This is a genomic window from Rhodococcus sp. NFXS4 (genome assembly GCF_058139645.1).
The window spans coordinates 670,446-691,594 of record NZ_CP192221.1 but is presented as its reverse complement, the minus strand read 5'-3'; the positions used below and the strand labels follow the sequence as shown (position 1 = coordinate 691,594).

The window sequence follows — 21,149 nt, the reverse complement described above, 5'->3', positions numbered from 1 at the left end:
GCGAGTCGCCTCGCGCCGGCCTGTCACCGATTACTGCGCGAGATCGTCGACGGTCGCGGACTCGTTGCGGGAGAGATTGATTCCCAGGTTGGCCGCGGCACGCTCGAGATCCTCGTCGTCGCCGTCCGCCATCGTGATGGCCGCGCCGTCCGAGGACAGCACCTCCACGTTGAGGCACAGCGACTGGAGCTCCTTGAGGAGCACCTTGAAGGACTCGGGGATACCGGGCTCCGGGATGTTCTCGCCCTTGACGATGGCCTCGTAGACCTTCACGCGGCCGACCACGTCGTCGGACTTGATGGTGAGGAGCTCCTGCAGCGTGTACGCAGCGCCGTAGGCCTGCATGGCCCAGCACTCCATCTCGCCGAAGCGCTGTCCACCGAACTGCGCCTTACCACCGAGGGGCTGCTGCGTGATCATCGAGTACGGACCGGTCGAACGAGCGTGGATCTTGTCGTCGACGAGGTGGTGCAGCTTGATGATGTACATGTAGCCCACGGAGACCGGGTACGGGAACGGCTCGCCGGAACGGCCGTCGAACAGGGTGGCCTTTCCGTCCGCGCCGACCATGCGCTCGCCGTCGCGGTTCGGGATCGTGCTCGCCAGCAGGCCGGTGAGCTCGTCCTCCTTCGCACCGTCGAACACCGGGGTGGCGATGTTGGTGTCCGCCTCGGCGGCCAGCATCTCCTCGGGCAGCGTCGCGGCCCAGTCGGGTCGGACTCCGTCCGCGGCCACCTGAATGTTCCATCCGGTCTTGCCGATCCAGCCGAGGTGAGTCTCGAGGATCTGACCGATGTTCATACGACGCGGGACGCCGTGCGTGTTCAGGATGATGTCGACCGGGGTGCCGTCGGACAGGAACGGCATGTCCTCCTGGGGGAGGATCTTGCCGATGACGCCCTTGTTGCCGTGGCGGCCGGCGAGCTTGTCGCCGTCCTGGATCTTGCGCTTCTGGGCCACGTAGACGCGGACCAGCTCGTTCACGCCGGGAGGCAGATCGTCGTCGTCCTCGCGCGAGAACACGCGAATGCCGATGACCTTTCCGTTCTCGCCGTGCGGAACCTTCAGAGACGTGTCGCGGACCTCGCGGGCCTTCTCGCCGAAGATGGCGCGCAGCAGGCGCTCCTCCGGGGTCAGCTCGGTCTCGCCCTTCGGCGTGACCTTTCCGACCAGGACGTCGCCGTCACGAACCTCGGCACCGATACGGATGATGCCGCGCTCGTCGAGATCGGCGAGGACCTCGTCCGAGACGTTCGGGATGTCACGGGTGATCTCCTCGGCACCGAGCTTGGTGTCGCGGGCATCGATCTCGTGCTCCTCGATGTGGATCGAGGTCAGGACGTCCTCTTCCACGAGGCGCTGCGACAGGATGATCGCGTCCTCGTAGTTGTGGCCCTCCCACGGCATGATCGCGACGAGCAGGTTCTTGCCCAGCGCCATCTCACCGTTCTCGGTGCAGGGACCGTCGGCCAGGACCTGGCCGGCCTCGACCCGTGCGCCCTCGTCCACGATCGGACGCTGGTTGGCACAGGTGCCCTGGTTCGAGCGCGCGAACTTGCGCATCCGGTAGGTGTTGCGAGTGCCGTCGTCCGCCATCACGGTGACGTAGTCGGCGGACACCTCCTCGATGACACCGGACTTCTCGTTGACGATGACGTCGCCGGCATCGACAGCGGCACGCAGCTCCATGCCGGTTCCGACGAGCGGAGCCTCGCTGCGCACCAGCGGCACGGCCTGACGCTGCATGTTCGCGCCCATCAGCGCGCGGTTGGCGTCGTCGTGCTCGAGGAACGGGATCATCGCCGTGGCGACCGAGACCATCTGCCGAGGCGAGACGTCCATGTAGTCGACGTCCATCGACGAGACGAACTCGACCTCTCCACCCTTACGGCGGACGAGGATCTTCTCGTCGACGAAGCGACCCGAGGTGTCGATGGACGAGTTGGCCTGCGCCACGACGTGGCGGTCCTCCTCGTCGGCGGTCAGGTAGTCGACGTCGTCGGTGACCTGTCCCTCGACGACCTTGCGGTACGGCGTCTCGATGAAACCGAACGGGTTCACACGGGCGTACACCGAGAGCGATCCGATCAGGCCGATGTTCGGGCCTTCCGGGGTCTCGATGGGGCACATGCGGCCGTAGTGCGACGGGTGGACGTCGCGGACCTCGAGGCCGGCGCGCTCACGCGACAGACCGCCGGGGCCCAACGCCGACAGGCGACGCTTGTGCGTCAGACCCGACAGCGGGTTGTTCTGGTCCATGAACTGCGACAGCTGCGAGGTTCCGAAGAACTCCTTGATGGCAGCGACCACGGGACGGATGTTGATCAGGGTCTGCGGCGTGATGGCCTCGACGTCCTGAGTGGTCATCCGCTCGCGGACCACACGCTCCATGCGGGACAGGCCCACGCGGATCTGGTTCTGGATCAGCTCGCCGACCGTGCGGAGACGACGGTTGCCGAAGTGGTCGATGTCGTCGACCTCCACGGGAACCTCGACGCCGTCGGGTGCCGTCATCGACTTCTCGCCCGCGTGCAGACGCACGAGGTACTCGATGGTGGCGACGATGTCCTCTTCGGTCAGCGTCGACGCCTCGATGGGCAGACCCGAGTTCAGGCCCAGCTTCTTGTTGATCTTGTAGCGACCCACGCGTGCGAGGTCGTAGCGCTTCTCCTTGAAGAACAGGTTCTCCAGCAGGGTCTGCGCGCTCTCCTTCGTGGGCGGCTCGCCCGGGCGGAGCTTGCGGTAGATGTCGAGCAGCGCCTCGTCGGTGCCGGCCGTGTTGTCCTTCTCCAGCGTGGCCATGAGGATCTCCGAGAAGCCGAAGCGCTCGGTGATCTGCTCGGTGGTCCAGCCGAGTGCCTTGAGGAGCACGGTGACGGGCTGACGACGCTTGCGGTCGATGCGGACACCGACGGTGTCGCGCTTGTCGACGTCGAACTCGAGCCAGGCGCCGCGGCCGGGGATGACCTTGACGCTGTGCAGATCCTTCTCGGTGGTCTTGTCGACGGCGTGGTCGAAGTAGACACCCGGGGAACGCACGAGCTGCGAGACGACGACGCGCTCGGTGCCGTTGATGATGAACGTGCCCTTGTCGGTCATCATCGGGAAGTCACCCATGAAGACCGTCTGGCTCTTGATCTCACCGGTGTTGTTGTTGATGAACTCCGCGGTGACGAACAACGGCGCCGCGTAGGTCATGTCCTTGTCCTTGCACTCGTCGATCGAGGCCTTGACCTCGTCGAAGCGCGGATCGGAGAAGGAGAGGGACATCGAGCCGGAGAAGTCCTCGATCGGAGAGAGCTCCGTCAGGATGTCCTCGAGACCGCCGCTGCGAGAGCTGTCGCCACGTGCTTCCGCACGTGCGCGCCACTCCGGCGTGCCGACGAGCCACTCGAACGAATCGGTCTGAAGATCGAGCAACCCCGGTACTTCGAGGGGTTCGCGAATCTTCGCGAACGACACCCTCTTCGGGGCTCCGGGAGTTCCGGCGTTTTCCTTGGACTGGGTGGAGACTGCCAAGATGCGTCCTTCCAGCACCTCACGCGGGCCGCTTCGTGCACTACGCGACCGTCGCTAATCTGCTTCTTTGTGTGGGAACTTCGCTGGTCACTACCCGTACGAAGTCCTCGCTCAGCAGAGATCGACACACGTGTCGATTCAGGCAAAGTCTGGAAGTGGACAGGAGGCACCCAGCGCAACGTCCAAAAGTACCCCAATGCGGCGGATATGGCAACCGCGTCCGCGCGGGGAGCGCGCTCGGCCCGGAGACTGCACGGGCCGTGATCCACGAACTGCCGTACGCCCCTGCCCGTCGATCCCGGCGCCCGGTGCCTCCATTTGCTCCGGCGTCGTTCTCGATCATGGCAGCGGGGTCGCACCCGCGTTCGATGAATCCGGTAATCAGAGTGGACTCCCGAAGCCCTCGCGTCAAGAGCGAGAGCGGCGTTTCGTCCCCCGAATCCGCTCGACGCGGGCGATCAGCGGTTGTCGATGGTCGCGAGCAGCCACTTTCCGTCGACACGTTCCATGGTCACCGAGACCGGCGTCTGCACCGTTCCCTGGTCGACCGTGTCCTGCGTCGCGGCGATGTCCATGCTGGCCAGCAGCTCTGCCCGGTCACCGTCGAGCAGTGACACCCCGATGTCGGTGACCGTGGCGGTCGTGGTGGTCTGCGTCTGGATGACGCCCTGCTTGGTCTGCTCCGCGGTGGAGTCGTACTCCCCGCGGCGCTCGTCGTTCAGCACCGCGCGGGCGGCCGCCTGATCCTGGTCGATCGTGTCGAACTTGTAGCTGAACACCGTCTGCAGGGCGTCGCGCCCGGCCGACGTGACCTCGAGTGTGGCCGGAGTGTCGACCCATGCCTGGTTGCCCACCTCGGACGTACCGGGGCGCACCACGGCGAGGAGCGCGATCACGGCGAACACCACGGCGAGTGCGGCGAGCAGCATCGTGCGGGGAGTCCACCAGGCCGTGCGGCCGGCGGGGGCGCCGTCGTCCGCCTCGGTCGTCTCGTCCACGACCGAGTCCGTGGCAACGCTGTCGACCGCAGCGGTGTCGGCCGACGACTTCGACAGGTCGACGGTCGAGGCCGCGTCGGTGGACGCAGTCGTGGTCTTGTTCTCGATCGCGTCGCCGCCCGCGGGGGGCGCCGTGGAGCGTCCGGCGACCTTGGGTCGACGAACGCTGCCGGCGGGGACACGGGGAGCGCCTGTGGGGGGTCTACGGCGTGCGGGGGGCATAGAGAGAACTCCTGGCTGGTGCGAGGCGAGCGGGACGGACGGCGTCGTGACAGCGAGGTGTCACTGACCGCCGTCGGTCGGTGCGGGAGCGGGATCGACGGGCGCGGCGGGATCCGCCGGAGCTGCGGGGTCGACCGGGGCTGCGGGATCGGTCGGTGCTGCGGGATCGGTCGGTGCAGCGGGATCGCCCGTCGCAGCGGGTGCGCCCGGGACCTCGAGGGGGATGCGCTGCCCGATGGGCTGGATACGCGTGGCCTTCCACGTGCCGTCCACGTCCTGCAGTTCGAGACGCAGGGTGCTCTGGTACCGCTCGTTGCCGTCCGGCTTGGTGGTGTCGGTGGTGAGGACCACGAGCGACTGCGCGGTGCCGTCGTCGGAACTGAACCCGACGAGCGACGCGTGCTGCACCGCCGCGGTGGTGACCACACCGGTCTCCGCGAACTGCTGGCGGAACTGATCCTTGGTGTCGTTCAGACCGTTGGTGAGCTCGTCACCGGTGATGGAGGACTCGATGTCGGCGAACGTCTTGTCCAGATCGTTCGAGTCGACGGAGTTCAGATTGATCGCCGCCTGCCGGGCGCCGGCGAGGGCGTCGTCCCGCAGGGAGGCGTCCGAGGACTCCTGGTACGCGAGGAACCAGAAGATACTCAGCACGACGGCCGCGATCAACGTGATCGCGGCGGCCGCGGCAGTCACCGCCGTGGCGACCGGAGACGTGCGCGGCGCCGGTGCGGGCGTGGACTCGGACGTGCCGTCACCGGTGTCGGTGCCGTCGAGGTCCGGGTCGGAAGGAGAGGTGGTTGGCGTCACAGCAGACACCCTACTTGAGGGTAACTTCTCGCTGCCATCACCGCGCACCTCTCCTCACCCGACTCGATGGTCAGGGGCGGACCGTCACACCGAGCAGTGCGGCCAGCTGCGTCGCGATCGGGTTCAGATCCAGGGGGTCCGGCGCGACCTTGGGCTTGTCGTCCCACGGCTGCACCGTCTGCGGATCGGCGAAGCGCACGCTGTTGGCGCCGCGCACACCCGTCAGGGATCCCTGCGGCACAGTGCAGTTCGCGTCGAGGTTCAACGGGAAGTCCTGCTGCGTCGGATCGAAGTCGGGATTCTTGGCGTACTCCGCGTCGAGGATCGCCTGCGTGCCCTCGTAACCCTGGGTGCACGACGGCGGGTTGTTCACCTCGAGCGCGATGCCGAAGTGAATGGTGCCGTCACCCGGACTCGCCGAGTTCGCTCCCTGCGCCAGAGCCGGGAGGAACTGGAGCAGCGGACGCAGTGCGAACGTGCGCGGGCTCAGTGCACTGGTCACACCCGCGAGGTTCGTCAGGTTGGTCGTCAGACCCGGGCCGGCCTGGTCGACGAGCGCGCCGACCTGGTCGCTGGCGGGAAGCCCGTTGTCGATCAGTCGTCGGATGTCCGGATCGCTCGACCGCAACTGCGCGGTGACCAGATCCAGATCCGAGCTGAACTGCTGAATGGACGACGACTGCTCGGACTGGGTGTCCAGCACGACGCGGCTGTCGCGGATCAGCGTGAGGGTCTGCGGCAGGTTGGCGAGACCGTCCTCGGAGAAGCTGTCGAGCGAGGTGACGAGCTGCTGCAGTGAGTCACCCGTGCCGGCGAAGCCGGTACCGAGCTCGGTCACCACGGTGTGCAGATCGTCGACCGGCACGGAGTCCGCGAGGGTCTTGACGTTCTTGAGCAGGCTCTCCACCGGCGTCGGGATGGACGTGTCGTCCTGCAGGATGACGTCGCCGTCCTGCAGGAACGGGCCCTGATCGGTGCGCGGCTGCAGATCGACGTACTGCTCACCGATGGCGGAGCGGTTGGCCACCACGGCGATGGTGTCGGCCGGGACGTCGGGAGCGCTCTTCTCGAGCTTCAGTTCGACGTCGACGCCCTGCTCGGTCAGCTTCAGCTCACCGACGCGCCCTACGGGAATGCCGCGGTACGTCACCTCGGCGTTGCTGAAGATGCCGCCGGAATCGGCGAACTGACCGGTGACCGTGTACTGGCCGAAACCGAACAGCTGGTCGACGCGCACGTACTTGGCACCGACGTACACCAGGCCGAGCACGGCGATGACGACGAAGAGGATCAGCTGTGTGCTGACCAGCTTGGATCTCACTGTCCACCTTCGTTCTGAGGAACGATCCCGAACTGCTGCAGGATGCCGTCCAACGGGTTCGCCGACGGTGCGGCGGCGGGTACACCCGGCGCCGGGGTCGGCGACGGGATGATGGGCGGCAGAGGCAGCAGCGAGATGGTCGGGAAGGAGTTACGCGGGCCGTTGCCGTTGTAGTACGGGTTCGACGGATCGACCCGCGGCTTGGGATCGCCGTTGCGGGGCGCGCTGTAGATCGGGTTGCCCTGGCCGACGCCCAGCGCGGTGAGCTGGTTGCCGATCTGCAGATCCACACTGAGGAACAGATTCACCGCGTTGCCCTGGGTGATCTTCTCGACGCCGTCGGGGAACGGGAACGTGGGCACGAACGCGAGGTCCGTGATCAGCTCGTCGCCGTAGGTCGAGAGCTCCTGCAGGGTCGGGCGCAGTGCGCGCAGGTCGGCGATCAGATCGTCCTTCGACCGCTCGATGACGTCGGTCCCGACCTGCCCGAGGCGATCGAGCTGACCGAGAAGCTGTGTCAGCTGCGGACGCTGCTGTTCGAGCACCTCGGTGGCGACCGGCAGATCGACGAGGATCCGGTCGATCTTCTCGGTCTGCTGGTTGAGCGTGCCGGTGAGGACGTCGAGACCGTCGATCGCGCGCGTGATGTCGGCCTTCTGATCCTCGAGGCCGCCGATGAGCGAGTTGGCCTCCTCGAGCAGGTTCCGCACCCGGTCCTCGCGGCCGCCGAGCGCGGTGTTCAGCTCCTTGACGATCGGAGCGAGCTGCGCGACGCCGCCGCCGTTGAGCAACATCGACAGCGCGCCGAGCACCTGCTCGATGTCGGTGGCGTGGCGGGTCCGCTCGACGGGGATGGTGTCGCCCGAGGCGAGGCGCGCGGACGCCGCGTCGTCGGCCGGAACGCTGAGCTGGACGAACTTCTCGCCGAGCAGGTTGGTCTGCTGGACGGACGCCATGGCGTTGGCCGGCAGGTCCACGGACGAGTCGACCTCGACCTCGACGTCGGCGATCCACGAGTCGTTCGGCACGGAGACCGAGGTGACTCGGCCGACCTGGACACCGTCGACTTTGACGGTCGACTGCGGAACCAGGTCCAGCACGTCGTCGAACTGCAACGTCAACCGGATCGGATCCGATCCGACGTCGGCACCGCCGGGCAGCGGGATCCCGTAGATACCGCTGGATCCGCAGGCACTGAGCGTCACGGCGACGACGCAGGCACCGGAGGCGGCCATCAGGCCACGCGAGCGCACTCTCATCGTCACTCCCCTTCCGCAGGAATGTTCAGGCCCGGAAGCTGCAGGTCGTCGACCCGCGGCGATTCGACACCGGGCACGGTGCCGGGCTCGACGTTGCGCTGGATGTTGTCCGCGCTGAGCAACCCGAACGGCAGGACCAGCGTCGGCGTCTTCACACCGGCGACGGCCTGGTCGATGATCGCGCCGCAGTTGTCGACGATCGGCTGCATCTGACGGCCGAGCGCCTCGAACTGCGGATCGCCCGGGCGCAGCTTCTGCAGATCGATGAGATTGCAGAAGAACGTCTTCGGATCCTGGAACTCCTGGAAGATCAGGCGCGCGTCCAACGATCCGGACTCGGCGTTGTAGGAGTTCGCGACGTTCGCGACGGCCAGCGGCAGCAGCGTCAACGTGTCCGCCAGGTTCTGGCGGTTGTCGGCGAGCAACTGCGTGGTCGGAGCGAGGTCGTCGAGATCGTTGGACAGCTGGTCCCGGTTGTCCCGCACGAAGGTCGCGACGTCACCGAGCGTGACCGAGAGCTGGTTCAGCGCGAGACCGAGGTTCTCCCGCTCCCCCGCCAGGAAGCTCGTCAGCGAGGACAGCTGATTGTTGAAGGCACGCACCTGCTGGTCGTTCGCCGACAGTGCACTGACGAACGTCTGCAGATTCTGGATCGTGCCGAACAGATCGCCGCGGTACGAGTCGAGCGTCTCGACGGCACCGGAGAGCTGGGTCAGCGAATCGTTCAGCGCCTCGCCGTTTCCGGCCAGGTTCTGCGCGCCGGTGGTCACGAGGTCGGAGACGGCGCCGTTCTGGTTGGCACCGTTCGGTCCCAGCGCGGCCGACAGCTCGTCGATGCTCTTGTACAGCTCGTCGACCTCGACGGGAGTGGCCGTGCGCTCGCGTGGGATCACGGCACCGGACTCCATCTTCTCGCCGCCGGTGTACGCCGGCGCGAGCTGGACGTAGCGGTCCGCGACGACGGACGGCGCGAGCTGGACGGCGCGGGCATCGGCGGGGATGTCGACGCCGCGATCGACGCGCATGTCGACCTGCACCTGATCGCCCAGGCCCTCGACCTTGGTGACGGTGCCGACCTTGACGCCGAGGACGCGAACCTCGGTGCCCTCGTACACGCCGACCGTCTTGTCGAAGTACGACGTGATGGTGGTGGTGCCGAGGCGGGTGAAGGCCCACCACAGCGCGAACACGACCAGCACCACGACAGCGACGACGGCAGCGATGATTCCCAGGTTGCGCTTGCTGAAGAAGCCGCCGTTCGACGGGGCTTCCTGGTCGGTGGATGCGGTCACTGGCCTGCTCCCGGACTACGGACGGGATCCACACCGAGGGTGCGAATCGGCTCACGGTATCCCGGAATGTCCGGGAGACCGGGCGGGAAGGTGTTGACGATGACCTGATCGAACCAGCGGCCGTTACCGACGATGTTGGTGTACAGCCGGACGAACGGCGAGTACAGCTTGATCGCCTCGGCGATGTTCTGGTTGTTGGTCTTCAGGGTGTCGATGACCTGACCCAGCGACTGGAGCGCGGGCCCGATCTGTGCCTCGTTGTCGCGGATCAGACCGGTCAGCTGAGAGGACACCCGCTGCGTGCCGATGAGCAGCTGCGAGATGGACTGCTGCCGATTGTTCAACTCCTGCAACAGGACCGAGGCGTCACCGATCAGCTTGGTGAACTCCTGGTTGCGGTCGGCGAGGACCTGCGTCGTCTTGTCGGTCGCGGCGAAGAGCTTGCTCAGCTCGTCGTCACGCGAGGAGATGGTCTCGGACAACCGCGTGACGCCGTCGAGCGAGGCGCGGATGTTCTCCGGCGTCTCGGAGAACGCCTGCGACAGCGTCTCCATGCTCGTCGCGAGCTGCGTCGTGTCGATGTCGCCGGTGGTGCGGGCGGCGTCGGAGAACGCGTCGATGACGTCGTAGGGGGCCGTCGTGCGGTCGATCGGGATCGCGTCGCGCGGGTTCAGCCGCTCCTCGCCCTTGGGCTCGAGCGAGAGGAACTTCTGGCCGAGCAGCGTCTTGATCTGGATGGACGCCGACGTCTTGTCGCCGACCCACGCGTCACTGACCGTGAACTCGACCTTCACCTTGTCGCCGTCGAGGGCGACGTCGGTGACCTTGCCGACCTTCACGCCGGCGATCCGCACCTCGTTGCTGGCGCGCAGACCGGCCGCTTCGGAGAAGTTCGCGGTGTACTTCGATCCGGCACCGATGATCGGCAGCGAGTCGAGGAAGAACGCGGACAGCGTCGCCATCAGGATGATGAAGATGCCGAGGGCACCCAGCACCGCGGGCTTGCGTTTCGTCACGAGATACCTCCCGCGGCGCAACGCTTCGCGGAGTTGGTGTACAGCGGCTGATTGATGGTGGGCAGTCCTGTCGGGAGGTTGAGCTGCGGCGCGTAGCCCGGCCCGGCGACGATGTCGATGCCGCACAGGTAGAACTGGAACCACGAGCCGTAGCTGGCGACGCGGATCAGCTTCTCGAGCTTGACCGGAAAGTTCGACAGGATGTTGTCGAAGTCCTGCTGCCGGTTGTTGATCTTGGTCGACAGTCCGTCGATCGACGAGATGGCCGACTGGATGGACGGACGGGTCGGCTCGAGCAGATCCGCTGTCGCGTCTGTCAGACCGGCCAGCGAGGTGACCGCCGAGCCGACGGTGTCACGATCCGCCGACAGCCCCGACACCAGCGCCTGGGTGTTCACGATCAACTGGTCGAGTTCCTTGTCGTGCTGGTTCACCGTGTCGAGGACCCCGTTGAGGTTGTCGATGACCGCCCCGATGACCTGATCCTTGTCCGCGACCGTGTTGGTCAGGCTCGCGGTGTCGCGCACCAGATCGCCGATGGTGCCCGACTCACCCTGGAAGACCTGGATGATCTCGTAGGACAGCTTGTTCACGTCGTCGGCCGTCAGCGTCTGGAACAGCGGACGGAAGCCGTTGAACAGTGTCGTCAGGTTCACCGCGGGGGACGTCCGATCGAGCGGGATGGTGGCTCCGCTGGTGATCTTCTCGCCCTGGTCGCCCGTGCCCTGCTCGAGCGCGATGTAGCGCTGCCCGATCAAATTCCGGTAGCGGATGGTCGCGGTGGTGGAGGCCGGCAGCCATTCACGCTCGGTCAGCGCGAAGTCCACCTGAGCCAGGTCACGCTCGTGGATCTCGATCTTCTCCACCTGGCCGACGCGCACGCCGGCGATGCGCACCTCGTCGCCCTCGTTGAGCGAGGAGACGTCGGTGAAGATGGCCGAGAACTTGGTCTTGCCGGACCCGGCCCCGTTGGCGATGGTCAACGCCAGGGCGGCCGTCGCCAGAATGGTCACCACCGCGAAGATGATCAGCTTGATCAGCGGTGCCGCTAGGCCTCTCATCGCACACTCACTTCCGTGCCGCGGAGCGCCGGAGCGCCCACCAGGGTGGTCCACGCGGGAACCTGGTCCGGGGAGATGCCGGAGCCTCCGCCGTAGACCACGGCCAGCGTGTCCCGTTCGATGTCCGATCCGGCGTAGGCCGCCGGGACGGGCGACTGCAGCGGGTTGGGCAGCGCGCCGGGGTCGACCGCGGGGCCCGGGTTGCGCGACGGCACCTGGTAGGAGCCGTCGTTGACGCCGCTGCCCGGGTACTGCGGGAAGAACTTGCCGGGTGTGGTCACGTTCTCGAAGCACGACGGGCCACGGGTGTCGAACAGTCGCGGCTCGTCCTGGTTGGGGATGTAGCGCCCCTTGGGGTTGACGAAGTTGATCGATGCGCGGACGCCGGGATACGCGTCGTCGACCGAGAGGATCTTCTTCGCCTCGTCGGCGACACGGACGAACTCGGTGAACGTGCAGCCGAACGACGGGGAGAACTCGGCGAGCAGTTCGAGCGCCTCGCGGGAGTCCGCCGCGATGGACACGATGGACTCGGCGTTGGTCTGCACCAGGTCGGCCAGCGAGCCCGACGACGCGGTGGCGCTCGCCAGGAGCGTGGTGACGTCGTTCTGCTTCTCCACCACCGTGTTCCCGGTGACGCGTAGGTTGTCGAGCGCGTCGATCAGATCCGGAGCGGCGGTCGAGTACGTCTCCGACAGGTCCGCGATGCCGACGAGATCCTGCTGGATGTTCGGCAGCTCGTCGTTCAGACCCGAGAAGATCTCCTCGAGCCGGTCGAGAGTCAGACCGAGCCGCTCGCCGTTGCCCTCGAGAGCCTGCGACAGCGCACCGAGCGTGTTGGCGAGATCCTGAGGCGGGATGGCGTCGAGGAGCGGGAGCAGCGAGTCGAGCAGCTGCCCGACCTCGACCGCGTTGCCGCTGGTGTCCTGACGGATCACCGCGCCCTCGGCGAGAGGGCTGGCGCCGGCGGAGTTCTCGGGGATCTGGAGCGCGACGTAGCGCTCGCCGAAGAGCGTCTTCGGCAGCAACCGGGCGGTGACGTTGGAGGGGATGGTGCCCACGAGACCGGGATCGAGTGCCAGCTCGGACGTGACCTCACCGTTCTCGGTGGTGGCGGACCGCACCTCGCCGACGATCATCCCGCGCGCCTTCACGTCCGCGTTGGCGGGCAGCGCGTTGCCGACGGTGTCGGTGATCAGGTCGACCATGACGACGTCCTTGAACGTCTTGTTGAAGGTCGTGATGCTCCAGGCGACGAAGAGAACGACGACGAGCAGGAATCCGATTCCGAGGAGGCGACGACGTGTCGCCGACGGAGCGTGGTTCATCCGGCGACCCTCACCGTCGTCGTGGTGCCCCAGATGGCGAGGCTCAGGAAGAAGTTCAGCACCGCGACCGTGACCAGTGCGGCACGCACGGCACGACCGACGGCCACCCCGACGCCGGCGGGTCCGCCCGACGCGGTGTAGCCGTAGTAGCAGTGGATCATGATGAGCACGAAGGCGAAGACCAGCACCTTGGCAAAGGAGTAGAGCACGTCCTCCGGGGGCAGGAAGAGCGTGAAGTAATGGTCGTACGAGCCCGGTGACTGACCGTTGAAGACGGTGCTCACCAAGCGGGACGCGAGATAGGCGGACAGCAGGCCGACGATGTACAGCGGAATGACGGCGATGAATCCGGCGATCATGCGCGTCGACACCAGGAACGGCACGGACGGAACGGCCATGACCTCGAGTGCGTCGATCTCCTCGGAGATGCGCATGGCGCCGAGCTGGGCGGTGAAGCCGCAGCCGACGGTCGCGGACAGCGCGAGGGACGCCACGATGGGCGCGATCTCACGGGTGTTCACGTACGCCGACAGGAAGCCCGTCAGCACCTGGCTGCCGAGCTGTTCGAGCGCCGCGAAGCCCTGCAGACCGACGACGACACCGGTGAACCCGGACATCATCAGGATGACGCCGATGGTGCCGCCGATGACGGCGAGAGCGCCGGAACCGAACGTCACCTCCGCGAGCAGGCGGAGGGTCTCCTTCTTGTAGTGCACGGCCGTCTTCGGGATCCACCCGATCGCGCGTCCGTAGAACGACATCTGTTCACCGGCACGGTCCAGCACACCGAGCGGAGCCGAGGCCGCGCTACGGAGCCGGAGCAGGGTGCGGTCTCCACGACCACGAGCGATGGTCATCGCTCACCCTCCCTTCGCAGGGACGACCTGCAGGTAGACCAACGTCATGATCAGGTTGGCGAAGAACAGGATCAGGAACGTGATGACGACGGTCTGGTTCACCGCTTCACCCACGCCCTTCGGACCGGGATTGGGATGCAGCCCCTTGTAGGACGCGATGACGCCGGCGATGAGACCGAACACGACGGCCTTGAGCTCACCGACCCACAGGTCGGGCAGCTGCGCCAACGTCGAGAACGACGCCAGGTACGCGCCGGGCGTTCCGTCCTGCAGGATCACGTTGAAGAAGTAACCACCGGCGATGCCGATGACCGACACCAGGCCGTTCAGCAGCAGCGCGACGAGAATCATCGCGAGCACGCGGGGAACGACCAGGCGCTGCACCGGATCGATGCCGAGCACCCGCATGGCGTCGATCTCCTCGCGGATGGTGCGTGAACCGAGGTCGGCCGTCACGGCCGATCCCGCCGCACCCGCGATGAGCAACGCCACCACGATGGGACTGCCCTGCTGGACCACCGCCAGCACGCTGGCGGCACCGGTGAAGGACTCGGCGCCGAGCTGCTTGATCAGCGACCCGGTCTGCAGGGAGACCACCGCGCCGAACGGAATGGCGACCAGCGCGGTCGGAAGAATGGTGACGCTGGCGATGAACCAGGCCTGTTCGATGAATTCGCGGAATTGGAAGGGGCGCCGGAAGGTGTTGCGCGCGACATCGACGAGAAGTTCGACGATGTTTCCTGCCTGGGCCAGCGCTGCAGTGCCCGACTTGAGAATCGGGTTCTTCGTTTTAGCCATTGTTTTCGGTCAGCCCCGCGAGCCACTGGAAGGGAGACCGTCGTTCCGGTCCTGGCCGGGCTCACTCCACCCCTGGTTGCTGTAGCCCTGATTCTGGTCGTACGTCTGACCCTGGTCGTAGCTCTGGCCCTGGTCGTAGCTCTGGTTGCCGTAGGCCGGCTGCTGGTCGTGGCCCGACTGCTGACCGTACGACTCCTGGTAGCCCTGCTGAGCACCCGCGTACGCCGGCTCCGCCTGACGGCCGTCCTGGCCGTCCGCCTCGTCGAGGCTCTGCTGGATGGCGTGCTGTGCGTGCTCGGGCAGTGTGTGCATGATGCTGCGCACCCGGTCGCGACGACGATCCACGGCCTGACGACGCGGCATGCCGGGCGTGGGATCCATCTGCGGCATGATGCCCTCCACGTCCTCGACACCGCCGAGGTTGTGGCCGGCATCGGAGAGGGCCTGCTCCTGGCGCATCTGCGCCTCGTCCTTCTCCTCGCTCATGCCGATCGGCCCGATCATCGTGCCGTTCAGGAACTGCTTCACGGCGGGCTCGTCGGAGGTGAGCAGCACCTCGCGCGGACCGAACATGACGAGGTTCTTGCGGAACAGCATGCCGATGTTGTCCGGCACCGTGCGCGCGAGATTGATGTTGTGCGTGACGATCAGCATCGTCGCGTCGATCTGGGCGTTGATGTTGAGCAGCAGCTGGCTGATGTAGGTGGTGCGCACCGGGTCGAGGCCCGAGTCGGGCTCGTCCACCAGGATGATCTCGGGGTCGAGGACGAGCGCACGCGCCAGACCGGCACGCTTGCGCATACCGCCCGAGATCTCGCCGGGGAGCTTGTTCTCGGCACCGGTCAGACCGACCAGCTCGAGCTTCTCCATGACGATGCTGCGGATCTCGTCCTCCTTCTTCTTCGTGTGCTCACGAAGCGGGAAGGCGGTGTTGTCGTACAGGTTCATGGAGCCGAAGAGGGCGCCGTCCTGGAAGAGCACGCCGAACAACTTGCGGATTTCGTAGAGCTCCTTGGACGAGCACTCCATGATGTCCGTGCCGTCGACGACGATCGAACCCTCCTCCGGTCGGAGAAGGCCGATGAGCGACTTGAGGAAGACGGACTTACCGGTACCGGACGGCCCCAGGAGAGCACTGACCTCACCCTTCGGGAGCGTCAACGTGACGTCCTGCCAGATCTTCTGCACACCGAACGACTTGGTCAATCCCTCGACCGAAACCTCGACACCCATGTGGATCCCTCCCACTGCTCGTCGCACACGACGCGAACGCGTCGACACCTGTGTGCGTCGCGTCACTCTAACTTAGCCGAGTGGTCGCAACGACCACGGACCTTACCGCCCAGTAACACGTCCCCCGACCTGGCCGCAGTCTCCGGATAGAAGTGTGGCCCATGAACGCCCGATTCACGAGGGAACGGAGCCGACAAGGCCGAAATTGGTGGCGGCGGTGCACGCGCGGGTGGCCCGGGCTCACGCCGCGTGGCGCGGGACGGGCGCTCCCACCTGCAGCGTCGTACGGCGTCACCGGCTCGCTGACGCAACTCTGTGACGTCACACCGACTTCTCCCGCGCTCCCGCCGTTAGCGTCGACAGTGCCGTCGTGACACCTAGCGTTGCGCTCGCGCACGACACTCGCCGCGCTGCATCCGCGGGCGGGGTCCGGGGGGAATACGGGGGATCACGCCATGGGCAGCAGCTCGAGGGACGACACGGGCACGCCCGGGTCGAGGGGGCACTCGACGTTCGGGGTCCGCACCGAGATCGGTCGGCGTCGCCAACTCGCGGCCTTCGGCGTCATCTGCATAGCCGAACTCCTCATCGTGCTCGACATGACCATCATCAACGTGGCGCTGCCGTCCATCGGCATCGAGTTGGCGACGGGCATCTCGGGCCTGCAGTGGGTCGTCGACGCGTACACCCTCACCTTCTCCGGCCTGCTCCTGGCGTTCGGCAACCTCGGTGACCGGTACGGGCGCAAGCTGTTCCTCGTCGTCGGCCTCACGGGCCTGGGCACCGCGTCGGTGATCGGTGCGCTCGGCGACTCCCTCGCCCACGTCCTGACCTCACGCTCGGTCATGGGCGTCTTCGCCGCGATGGTCCTGCCCGCCACCCTGGCCGTCATCACCAACCTGTTCCCGAAACCGCAGGAGCGTGCTCTCGCCATCGGCGTGTGGTCGTCCATCGCCGGCGTGGCCGTCGCGATCGGACCGGTGTCGGGCGGCTGGCTGCTCGAACACTTCTCCTGGCACTCGGTGTTCTGGATGAACGTCCCCGTCGCCCTCGTCGCCGTCGTGCTCGTGGTGCTGATCGTCCCCGAGTCGAAGGCCTCGGCGGTGGGCCCGCTCGACGTGCCCGGCGTGATCCTGTCGATCGCCGGCGTCACCCTGCTGGTGTTCGTGGTCATCGAGGCACCGAACTTCGGCTGGACGTCGTGGCGGACGATCGGCGGTCTCGTGCTCGCCGCGGTGTTCCTCGTGCTGTTCGTCCAGCGGGAGCGACGCATCTCGTCCCCCGTGCTCGACGTGTCGCTCTTCCGCATCCGTCCGTTCGCGTGGCCGGCCGTGTCGATCGCGGTGGGATTCTTCAGTCTCTTCGGCTTCCTGTTCCTCATCACCCAGTACTTCCAGGGAGTGCGCGAGTACTCACCTCTCGCATTCGGCATCGCGACACTGCCCTTCGCCGCCGCGCTGGCCGTCAGCTCCCCGGTGTCGACGATCGTCGCGCAGAAGATCGGCACGATGCCGGTTCTCGTGACCGGGCTCGTCCTCATCGGCGCGGGACTGCTCGTCGCGGGCCGCGTCGAGATCGACAGCTCCTACCTGACGCTCGTCCTGCCCGCGATGCTGTTGCTCGCGGTGGGCATCGCGATCATCCAGGGCCCCGCGACGGAATCCATCATGTCCTCGCTCCCCCTCGACGAGGCCGGAGCCGGTGCCGCAGTGAACGACACCACCCGCGAGATCGGCGGCACTCTCGGTGTCGCGGTGCTCGGGTCGATCGTCGCCTCCTACTACGTGTCGACGGTGCGGCCGCTCGTCGAACGGATCCCCACCGCCATCATGAGCGAGACCGAGAAGGGCTACGCGCAGTCCAGCGTGCTCAGTGTCATCGAGATCCAGAAGCGAGACCTGCCCGCGATGTTCGAACCGCAACGCGCACAGTTGATCCTGGAGATGAAGGAAGCCGCTCTGCGCGGATCGTCCATCGCCGCGTACGTGGCGGCCGGAGCCGTGTTCGTCTGTGCCGCACTGGTCTTCTTCTTCTTCCCCGCCTCGTACCGCACCACGGGCATGCTGGCACCGCAGACCTCGGACGAGCGCGCGGTGGACCGTCTCGCCGCAACGAAGGACGTCGGCTCCGCACCGGGCGGCGGCCCGGACTCGCCGTCATGACCGGCCGACACGCCGCGCCGCCGCCGCGGTCGTCGTCCCACCTCCTCTCGTCACCGCGGCGGATGATCGCCTTCCTCGTCATCTGTCTCGTCGAGCTGCTGGTCGTGCTCGACAACACCGTCGTCAACGTCGCTCTGCCCGACATCTCCACCGACCTCCGCGCCGGCTTCACGGGGCTGCAGTGGATCGTCGACGCGTACATCCTCACGTTCTGCGGTCTGCTGCTGGCGTTCGGCAACATCACCGACCGCATCGGGCGGCGCCGCATGCTGCTGATCGGCGTCGTGGGTCTCGCCGCGATGTCGGTGGTGGGCGCGGTGGCCGACGACCTGCCGCAACTGATCGCCTCGCGCGCACTGATGGGGGTCTTCGCCGCCGCCGCGCTGCCCGCGACCCTGGCGGTGATCATCGACCTGTTCCGTACTCCCGCGGACCGCGCCGTGGCCATCGGGGTGTGGGCCTCGATCGCCGGTGTCGCCATCGCGATCGGGCCGGTCTCGGGTGGGTGGCTCATCGAACACTTCACCTGGCACTCCGTGTTCTGGCTGAACGTGCCGGTCGCCGTCGTCGCGGTGATCGGCATCGTCGCCGTGGTGCCCGAATCACGTGCTGCGGCCACCGGTCCGCTCGATCTGCCCGGTGTCGCCCTGTCCTTCTCGGGGGTCTCGCTCCTGGTGTACGCACTCATCGAAGCGCCGGGTCACGGTTGGGTGACCGTGCCCACGCTCGGCGGGATCGCGGTGTCCCTGGTTCTGTTGTCCGCCTTCGTCGTACGCCAGTCGCGCGTGTCCAGCCCGATCCTCGACGTGCGCCTGTTCCGGTTGCGACCCTTCGCGATGCCGGCGCTCGCGATCTCGGTCGCCTACTTCTCGCTCTTCGGGTACGTCTTCCTCATCACCCAGTACTTCCAGGGCGTCCGCGGCTACTCGCCGCTCGAGTTCGGTGTCGCCACACTGCCGTTCGCGGTGGCCCTCGCGGTGAGCGCACCGACCGCGACCTCGCTGGCACAGCGGATCGGCACCATGCCGGTGATCGTCGCGGGCCTGCTGTTGGTGGGCATCGGCATGATCATGGCGGGTCAGGTCGGCATCGACAGCTCGTACGTCGGGCTGTTGCTGCCCACGATGATCGTGCTCGCAGTCGGCATCGCCGTGATCCAGGGTCCCGCGACCGAGTCCATCATGTCCTCCGTGCCCATCGACGAGGCCGGCGCCGGCTCGGCCGTGAACGACACGACGCGGGAACTCGGCGGCACTCTCGGTGTCGCGGTGCTCGGATCCGTGACCGCGTCGTACTACAACACCACCGTCGGCCCACTCGTCGCGACCATTCCGTCGGAGATCCTCTCGGACCGCGACCGGGAGTACGTGAACGGCAGCTTCCTCAGCGTGCAGCAGATCCAGCAGTACCCGCTCCCCGAGATGTTCTCCGCGGTGCGCGACAACCTCGTCCTGTCCATGAAGGAAGCCGCGATGGCCGGGTCCGAGGTGGCGTCCTACCTCGCCGCCGCGGCCGTCTTCGCCTGCGCCGTCGTCGTCGCGGTCCTGCTTCCCCGCCACCACCGCACCACAGGAGTCGTCATGACGGACCCACAGGACACAACCCGACAATTCAGCTCGGACGAACGGTGAGCGGCCTGACCGTCGCCGTCACCGGTGCGACGAGCGATTTCGGTGCCGTCATTCTCCCTGTGCTGCTGGATGATCCGGAGATCGACCGGGTCATCGGGCTGGGTCGCCGGGCACCGCGCGTGCGGCACCCGAAACTCCGCTCGATCGCGATGGACATCCGCTCCCCCGAACTCGAGACGGCCTTCGCCGGCTGTGACGTGGTGATCCACCTGGCTTTCGTCGTGGAGGAGCAGCGCGACAAGGCCGCGATCCACGAGACCAATCTGGAGGGCTCGCGCAACGCCGTCGAGTGCGCGCACCGGGCCGGTGTGCGGTCGATGGTCATCGCCTCGAGTGTCAGCGCGTACGGACGCGAGGACCTTCCGGTGCCCGTCACCGAGGAGGAGTTCCCGACGTCGGATCCGTTGCGCTACTACTTCTTCGACAAGGCAGAGGTGGAACACTTCGTCGAGTGGTGGCTGCGCCGGCACGAGGGCGGCATGACCATCTCGATGCTGCGCCCCACCTACATCGTGGGCACCCACTTCTCGAACGACGGCATCGACACCCTCACGCAGTCCGTGGTGGCCTTCCCCGATCCGGCGCAGTCCCGCTACCAGTTCCTGCACGAGGACGACCTGGCCGACGCCTTCCACCGGGCCGTCCGGACACCCGTGAACGGCCCCTTCAACCTGGGTCCGCGCGACTGGCTCGGGGTGCGCGAACTCGGTGCGATGCAGGGCCAGTTGGTGCTGCCGATCCCGCTTCGAGTCCTACGCACCGTGGTCGATCTCGCGTACGCGCTCCGCATCCTGCCGTTCTCCAGCCACTGGATCTCCTCGGGCGAGGCGGCCGTCGACTCGACGGCCTTCGAACGCGCCACCGGGTGGACCCCGACGATGTCGTCCGCCGAGGCCGCGGCCGTCATGGTGTTGCTCAACGGGCGCCCCATCCTGTCGACCCGCCACGCGCCGGTCCGTCATCACGTGTGCGAGGCGGCCCTGGACGGCGCCACTCGCCGCGTGCGGACGTGGGGCGACGTGGACCCGGACATGAAGCCCTTCAGCGCCGAGCTCGATCGCGCGGTCACCTCGTGCGAGCACCGCCAGATCCGCACGTCGACGGGCTCGGTGCACGCCGAGATCCACGAGGGGACCGACACCTCGGCCCCGACGGTCGTTCTCGCGCTGCCCCGCGGCTCCCATGCGCGATACGCCACCGGTCTGGCACGGACACTGGCCGATCACGGCCCGCGGGTGGTGCTGCTCGACGCCCCCGGCCACGGTCTCGGTACCGGCATCCGCGGGCGCGCCGGACGCCGGGCACGAGCCGAGGCGATCGACGCTGCGGCCGGTGAGTTCGCGGGGACCGACGTTCTCCTCGTGCGGGTTCCGCGCACCAGGACCCGACGGACGGCCGCGGCCCTCCGCCGGGGAGACGACACGCTGACGGCGGTACCGGGCACGGACGGTCTGCTCGCCGCACGGAACGGACCGCGCCTGCCCCGACGTCTACGAGCAGTCGAACACCAGGCACCACAGCCGGTCTCGGGTTCCTACCGGACCGTGTCGGTGCCGCGCGGAACGACCGTCACGTCCGGCCGTGGTCAGCGCCAGGTGCTGGAGGCGATCCTGCGCGCACTCCCGCGCCGCAGATGAGAGGG

General features: G+C 67.1%; 15 protein-coding genes. 3 read left to right on the top strand and 12 right to left on the bottom strand.

Features of this window, described 5'->3' with window-relative positions:
• Positions 1–30: 30 nt before the first annotated feature.
• From rpoB to J4E04_RS03355, 12 genes are all read right to left on the bottom strand, one after another.
• Positions 31–3,537: a DNA-directed RNA polymerase subunit beta gene (rpoB, locus tag J4E04_RS03410; protein ID WP_027504574.1), complete on the bottom strand. Its 3,507-nt coding sequence runs from the start codon at positions 3,535–3,537 to the stop codon at positions 31–33.
• Between the two features lie 440 nt (positions 3,538–3,977).
• The gene (locus tag J4E04_RS03405; RefSeq protein ID WP_490149882.1) at positions 3,978–4,739 is read right to left on the bottom strand and encodes a hypothetical protein; all 762 of its coding nucleotides are present in this window, start codon (positions 4,737–4,739) and stop codon (positions 3,978–3,980) included.
• 60 nt (positions 4,740–4,799) lie between these two features.
• Positions 4,800–5,549 carry an Rv1363c family protein gene (locus J4E04_RS03400; RefSeq protein ID WP_490149881.1) on the bottom strand — a complete coding sequence of 250 codons (750 nt, stop codon included), beginning with the start codon at positions 5,547–5,549 and terminating at the stop codon, positions 4,800–4,802.
• A gap of 70 nt (positions 5,550–5,619) precedes the next feature.
• Positions 5,620–6,870 carry an MCE family protein gene (locus J4E04_RS03395; RefSeq protein WP_027504573.1) on the bottom strand — a complete coding sequence of 417 codons (1,251 nt, stop codon included), beginning with the start codon at positions 6,868–6,870 and terminating at the stop codon, positions 5,620–5,622.
• Entirely contained in the window at positions 6,867–8,129 is a 1,263-nt protein-coding gene (locus J4E04_RS03390) for an MCE family protein (protein WP_027504572.1), read from the bottom strand. The genes J4E04_RS03395 and J4E04_RS03390 overlap by 4 nt, the downstream gene beginning before the upstream one ends.
• A 2-nt stretch (positions 8,130–8,131) precedes the next feature.
• The gene (locus J4E04_RS03385; protein ID WP_261781554.1) at positions 8,132–9,361 is read right to left on the bottom strand and encodes an MCE family protein; all 1,230 of its coding nucleotides are present in this window, start codon (positions 9,359–9,361) and stop codon (positions 8,132–8,134) included.
• A 56-nt stretch (positions 9,362–9,417) separates the two neighbouring features.
• On the bottom strand, positions 9,418–10,437 hold the full coding sequence (locus J4E04_RS03380; protein ID WP_490149880.1) for an MCE family protein: 1,020 nt from the start codon (positions 10,435–10,437) through the stop codon (positions 9,418–9,420).
• On the bottom strand, positions 10,434–11,498 hold the full coding sequence (locus tag J4E04_RS03375) for an MCE family protein (protein ID WP_222639268.1): 1,065 nt from the start codon (positions 11,496–11,498) through the stop codon (positions 10,434–10,436). Before J4E04_RS03375 ends, J4E04_RS03380 begins: the two co-directional genes overlap by 4 nt.
• Entirely contained in the window at positions 11,495–12,826 is a 1,332-nt protein-coding gene (locus J4E04_RS03370) for an MCE family protein (RefSeq protein WP_027504568.1), read from the bottom strand. The genes J4E04_RS03375 and J4E04_RS03370 overlap by 4 nt, the downstream gene beginning before the upstream one ends.
• Positions 12,823–13,683: an MlaE family ABC transporter permease gene (locus J4E04_RS03365; protein ID WP_027504567.1), complete on the bottom strand. Its 861-nt coding sequence runs from the start codon at positions 13,681–13,683 to the stop codon at positions 12,823–12,825. Before J4E04_RS03365 ends, J4E04_RS03370 begins: the two co-directional genes overlap by 4 nt.
• Before the next feature lie 3 nt (positions 13,684–13,686).
• Positions 13,687–14,481, bottom strand: coding sequence for an MlaE family ABC transporter permease (locus tag J4E04_RS03360; RefSeq protein WP_027504566.1), 795 nt, complete (start codon positions 14,479–14,481; stop codon positions 13,687–13,689).
• Between the two features lie 9 nt (positions 14,482–14,490).
• The gene (locus J4E04_RS03355) at positions 14,491–15,714 is read right to left on the bottom strand and encodes an ABC transporter ATP-binding protein (protein WP_490149879.1); all 1,224 of its coding nucleotides are present in this window, start codon (positions 15,712–15,714) and stop codon (positions 14,491–14,493) included.
• Positions 15,715–16,169: 455 nt separating this feature from the next.
• Between J4E04_RS03355 and J4E04_RS03350 the strand changes: the two genes are divergently transcribed.
• From J4E04_RS03350 to J4E04_RS03340, 3 genes are read left to right on the top strand one after another with little or no spacing between them, the layout of a single operon-like run.
• Positions 16,170–17,876: an MFS transporter gene (locus J4E04_RS03350; RefSeq protein ID WP_307108257.1), complete on the top strand. Its 1,707-nt coding sequence runs from the start codon at positions 16,170–16,172 to the stop codon at positions 17,874–17,876.
• Positions 17,873–19,507 carry an MFS transporter gene (locus J4E04_RS03345; RefSeq protein ID WP_056441696.1) on the top strand — a complete coding sequence of 545 codons (1,635 nt, stop codon included), beginning with the start codon at positions 17,873–17,875 and terminating at the stop codon, positions 19,505–19,507. The genes J4E04_RS03350 and J4E04_RS03345 overlap by 4 nt, the downstream gene beginning before the upstream one ends.
• Positions 19,504–21,144: an NAD-dependent epimerase/dehydratase family protein gene (locus J4E04_RS03340; protein WP_490149878.1), complete on the top strand. Its 1,641-nt coding sequence runs from the start codon at positions 19,504–19,506 to the stop codon at positions 21,142–21,144. The genes J4E04_RS03345 and J4E04_RS03340 overlap by 4 nt, the downstream gene beginning before the upstream one ends.
• The last annotated feature ends 5 nt before the right edge of the window (positions 21,145–21,149 follow it).

What these genes read in the sequence shown, in the direction of transcription:
- J4E04_RS03405 (WP_490149882.1), bottom strand. Translation starts at nt 4,739, where the DNA reads ATGCCCCCCGCACGCCGTAGACCCCCCACAGGCGCTCCCCGTGTCCCC.
- J4E04_RS03390 (WP_027504572.1), bottom strand. Translation starts at nt 8,129, where the DNA reads ATGAGAGTGCGCTCGCGTGGCCTGATGGCCGCCTCCGGTGCCTGCGTC.
- J4E04_RS03375 (WP_222639268.1), bottom strand. Translation starts at nt 11,498, where the DNA reads ATGAGAGGCCTAGCGGCACCGCTGATCAAGCTGATCATCTTCGCGGTG.
- J4E04_RS03370 (WP_027504568.1), bottom strand. Translation starts at nt 12,826, where the DNA reads ATGAACCACGCTCCGTCGGCGACACGTCGTCGCCTCCTCGGAATCGGA.
- J4E04_RS03365 (WP_027504567.1), bottom strand. Translation starts at nt 13,683, where the DNA reads ATGACCATCGCTCGTGGTCGTGGAGACCGCACCCTGCTCCGGCTCCGT.
- J4E04_RS03360 (WP_027504566.1), bottom strand. Translation starts at nt 14,481, where the DNA reads ATGGCTAAAACGAAGAACCCGATTCTCAAGTCGGGCACTGCAGCGCTG.
- J4E04_RS03355 (WP_490149879.1), bottom strand. Translation starts at nt 15,714, where the DNA reads ATGGGTGTCGAGGTTTCGGTCGAGGGATTGACCAAGTCGTTCGGTGTG.
- J4E04_RS03350 (WP_307108257.1), top strand. Translation starts at nt 16,170, where the DNA reads ATGGGCAGCAGCTCGAGGGACGACACGGGCACGCCCGGGTCGAGGGGG.
- J4E04_RS03345 (WP_056441696.1), top strand. Translation starts at nt 17,873, where the DNA reads ATGACCGGCCGACACGCCGCGCCGCCGCCGCGGTCGTCGTCCCACCTC.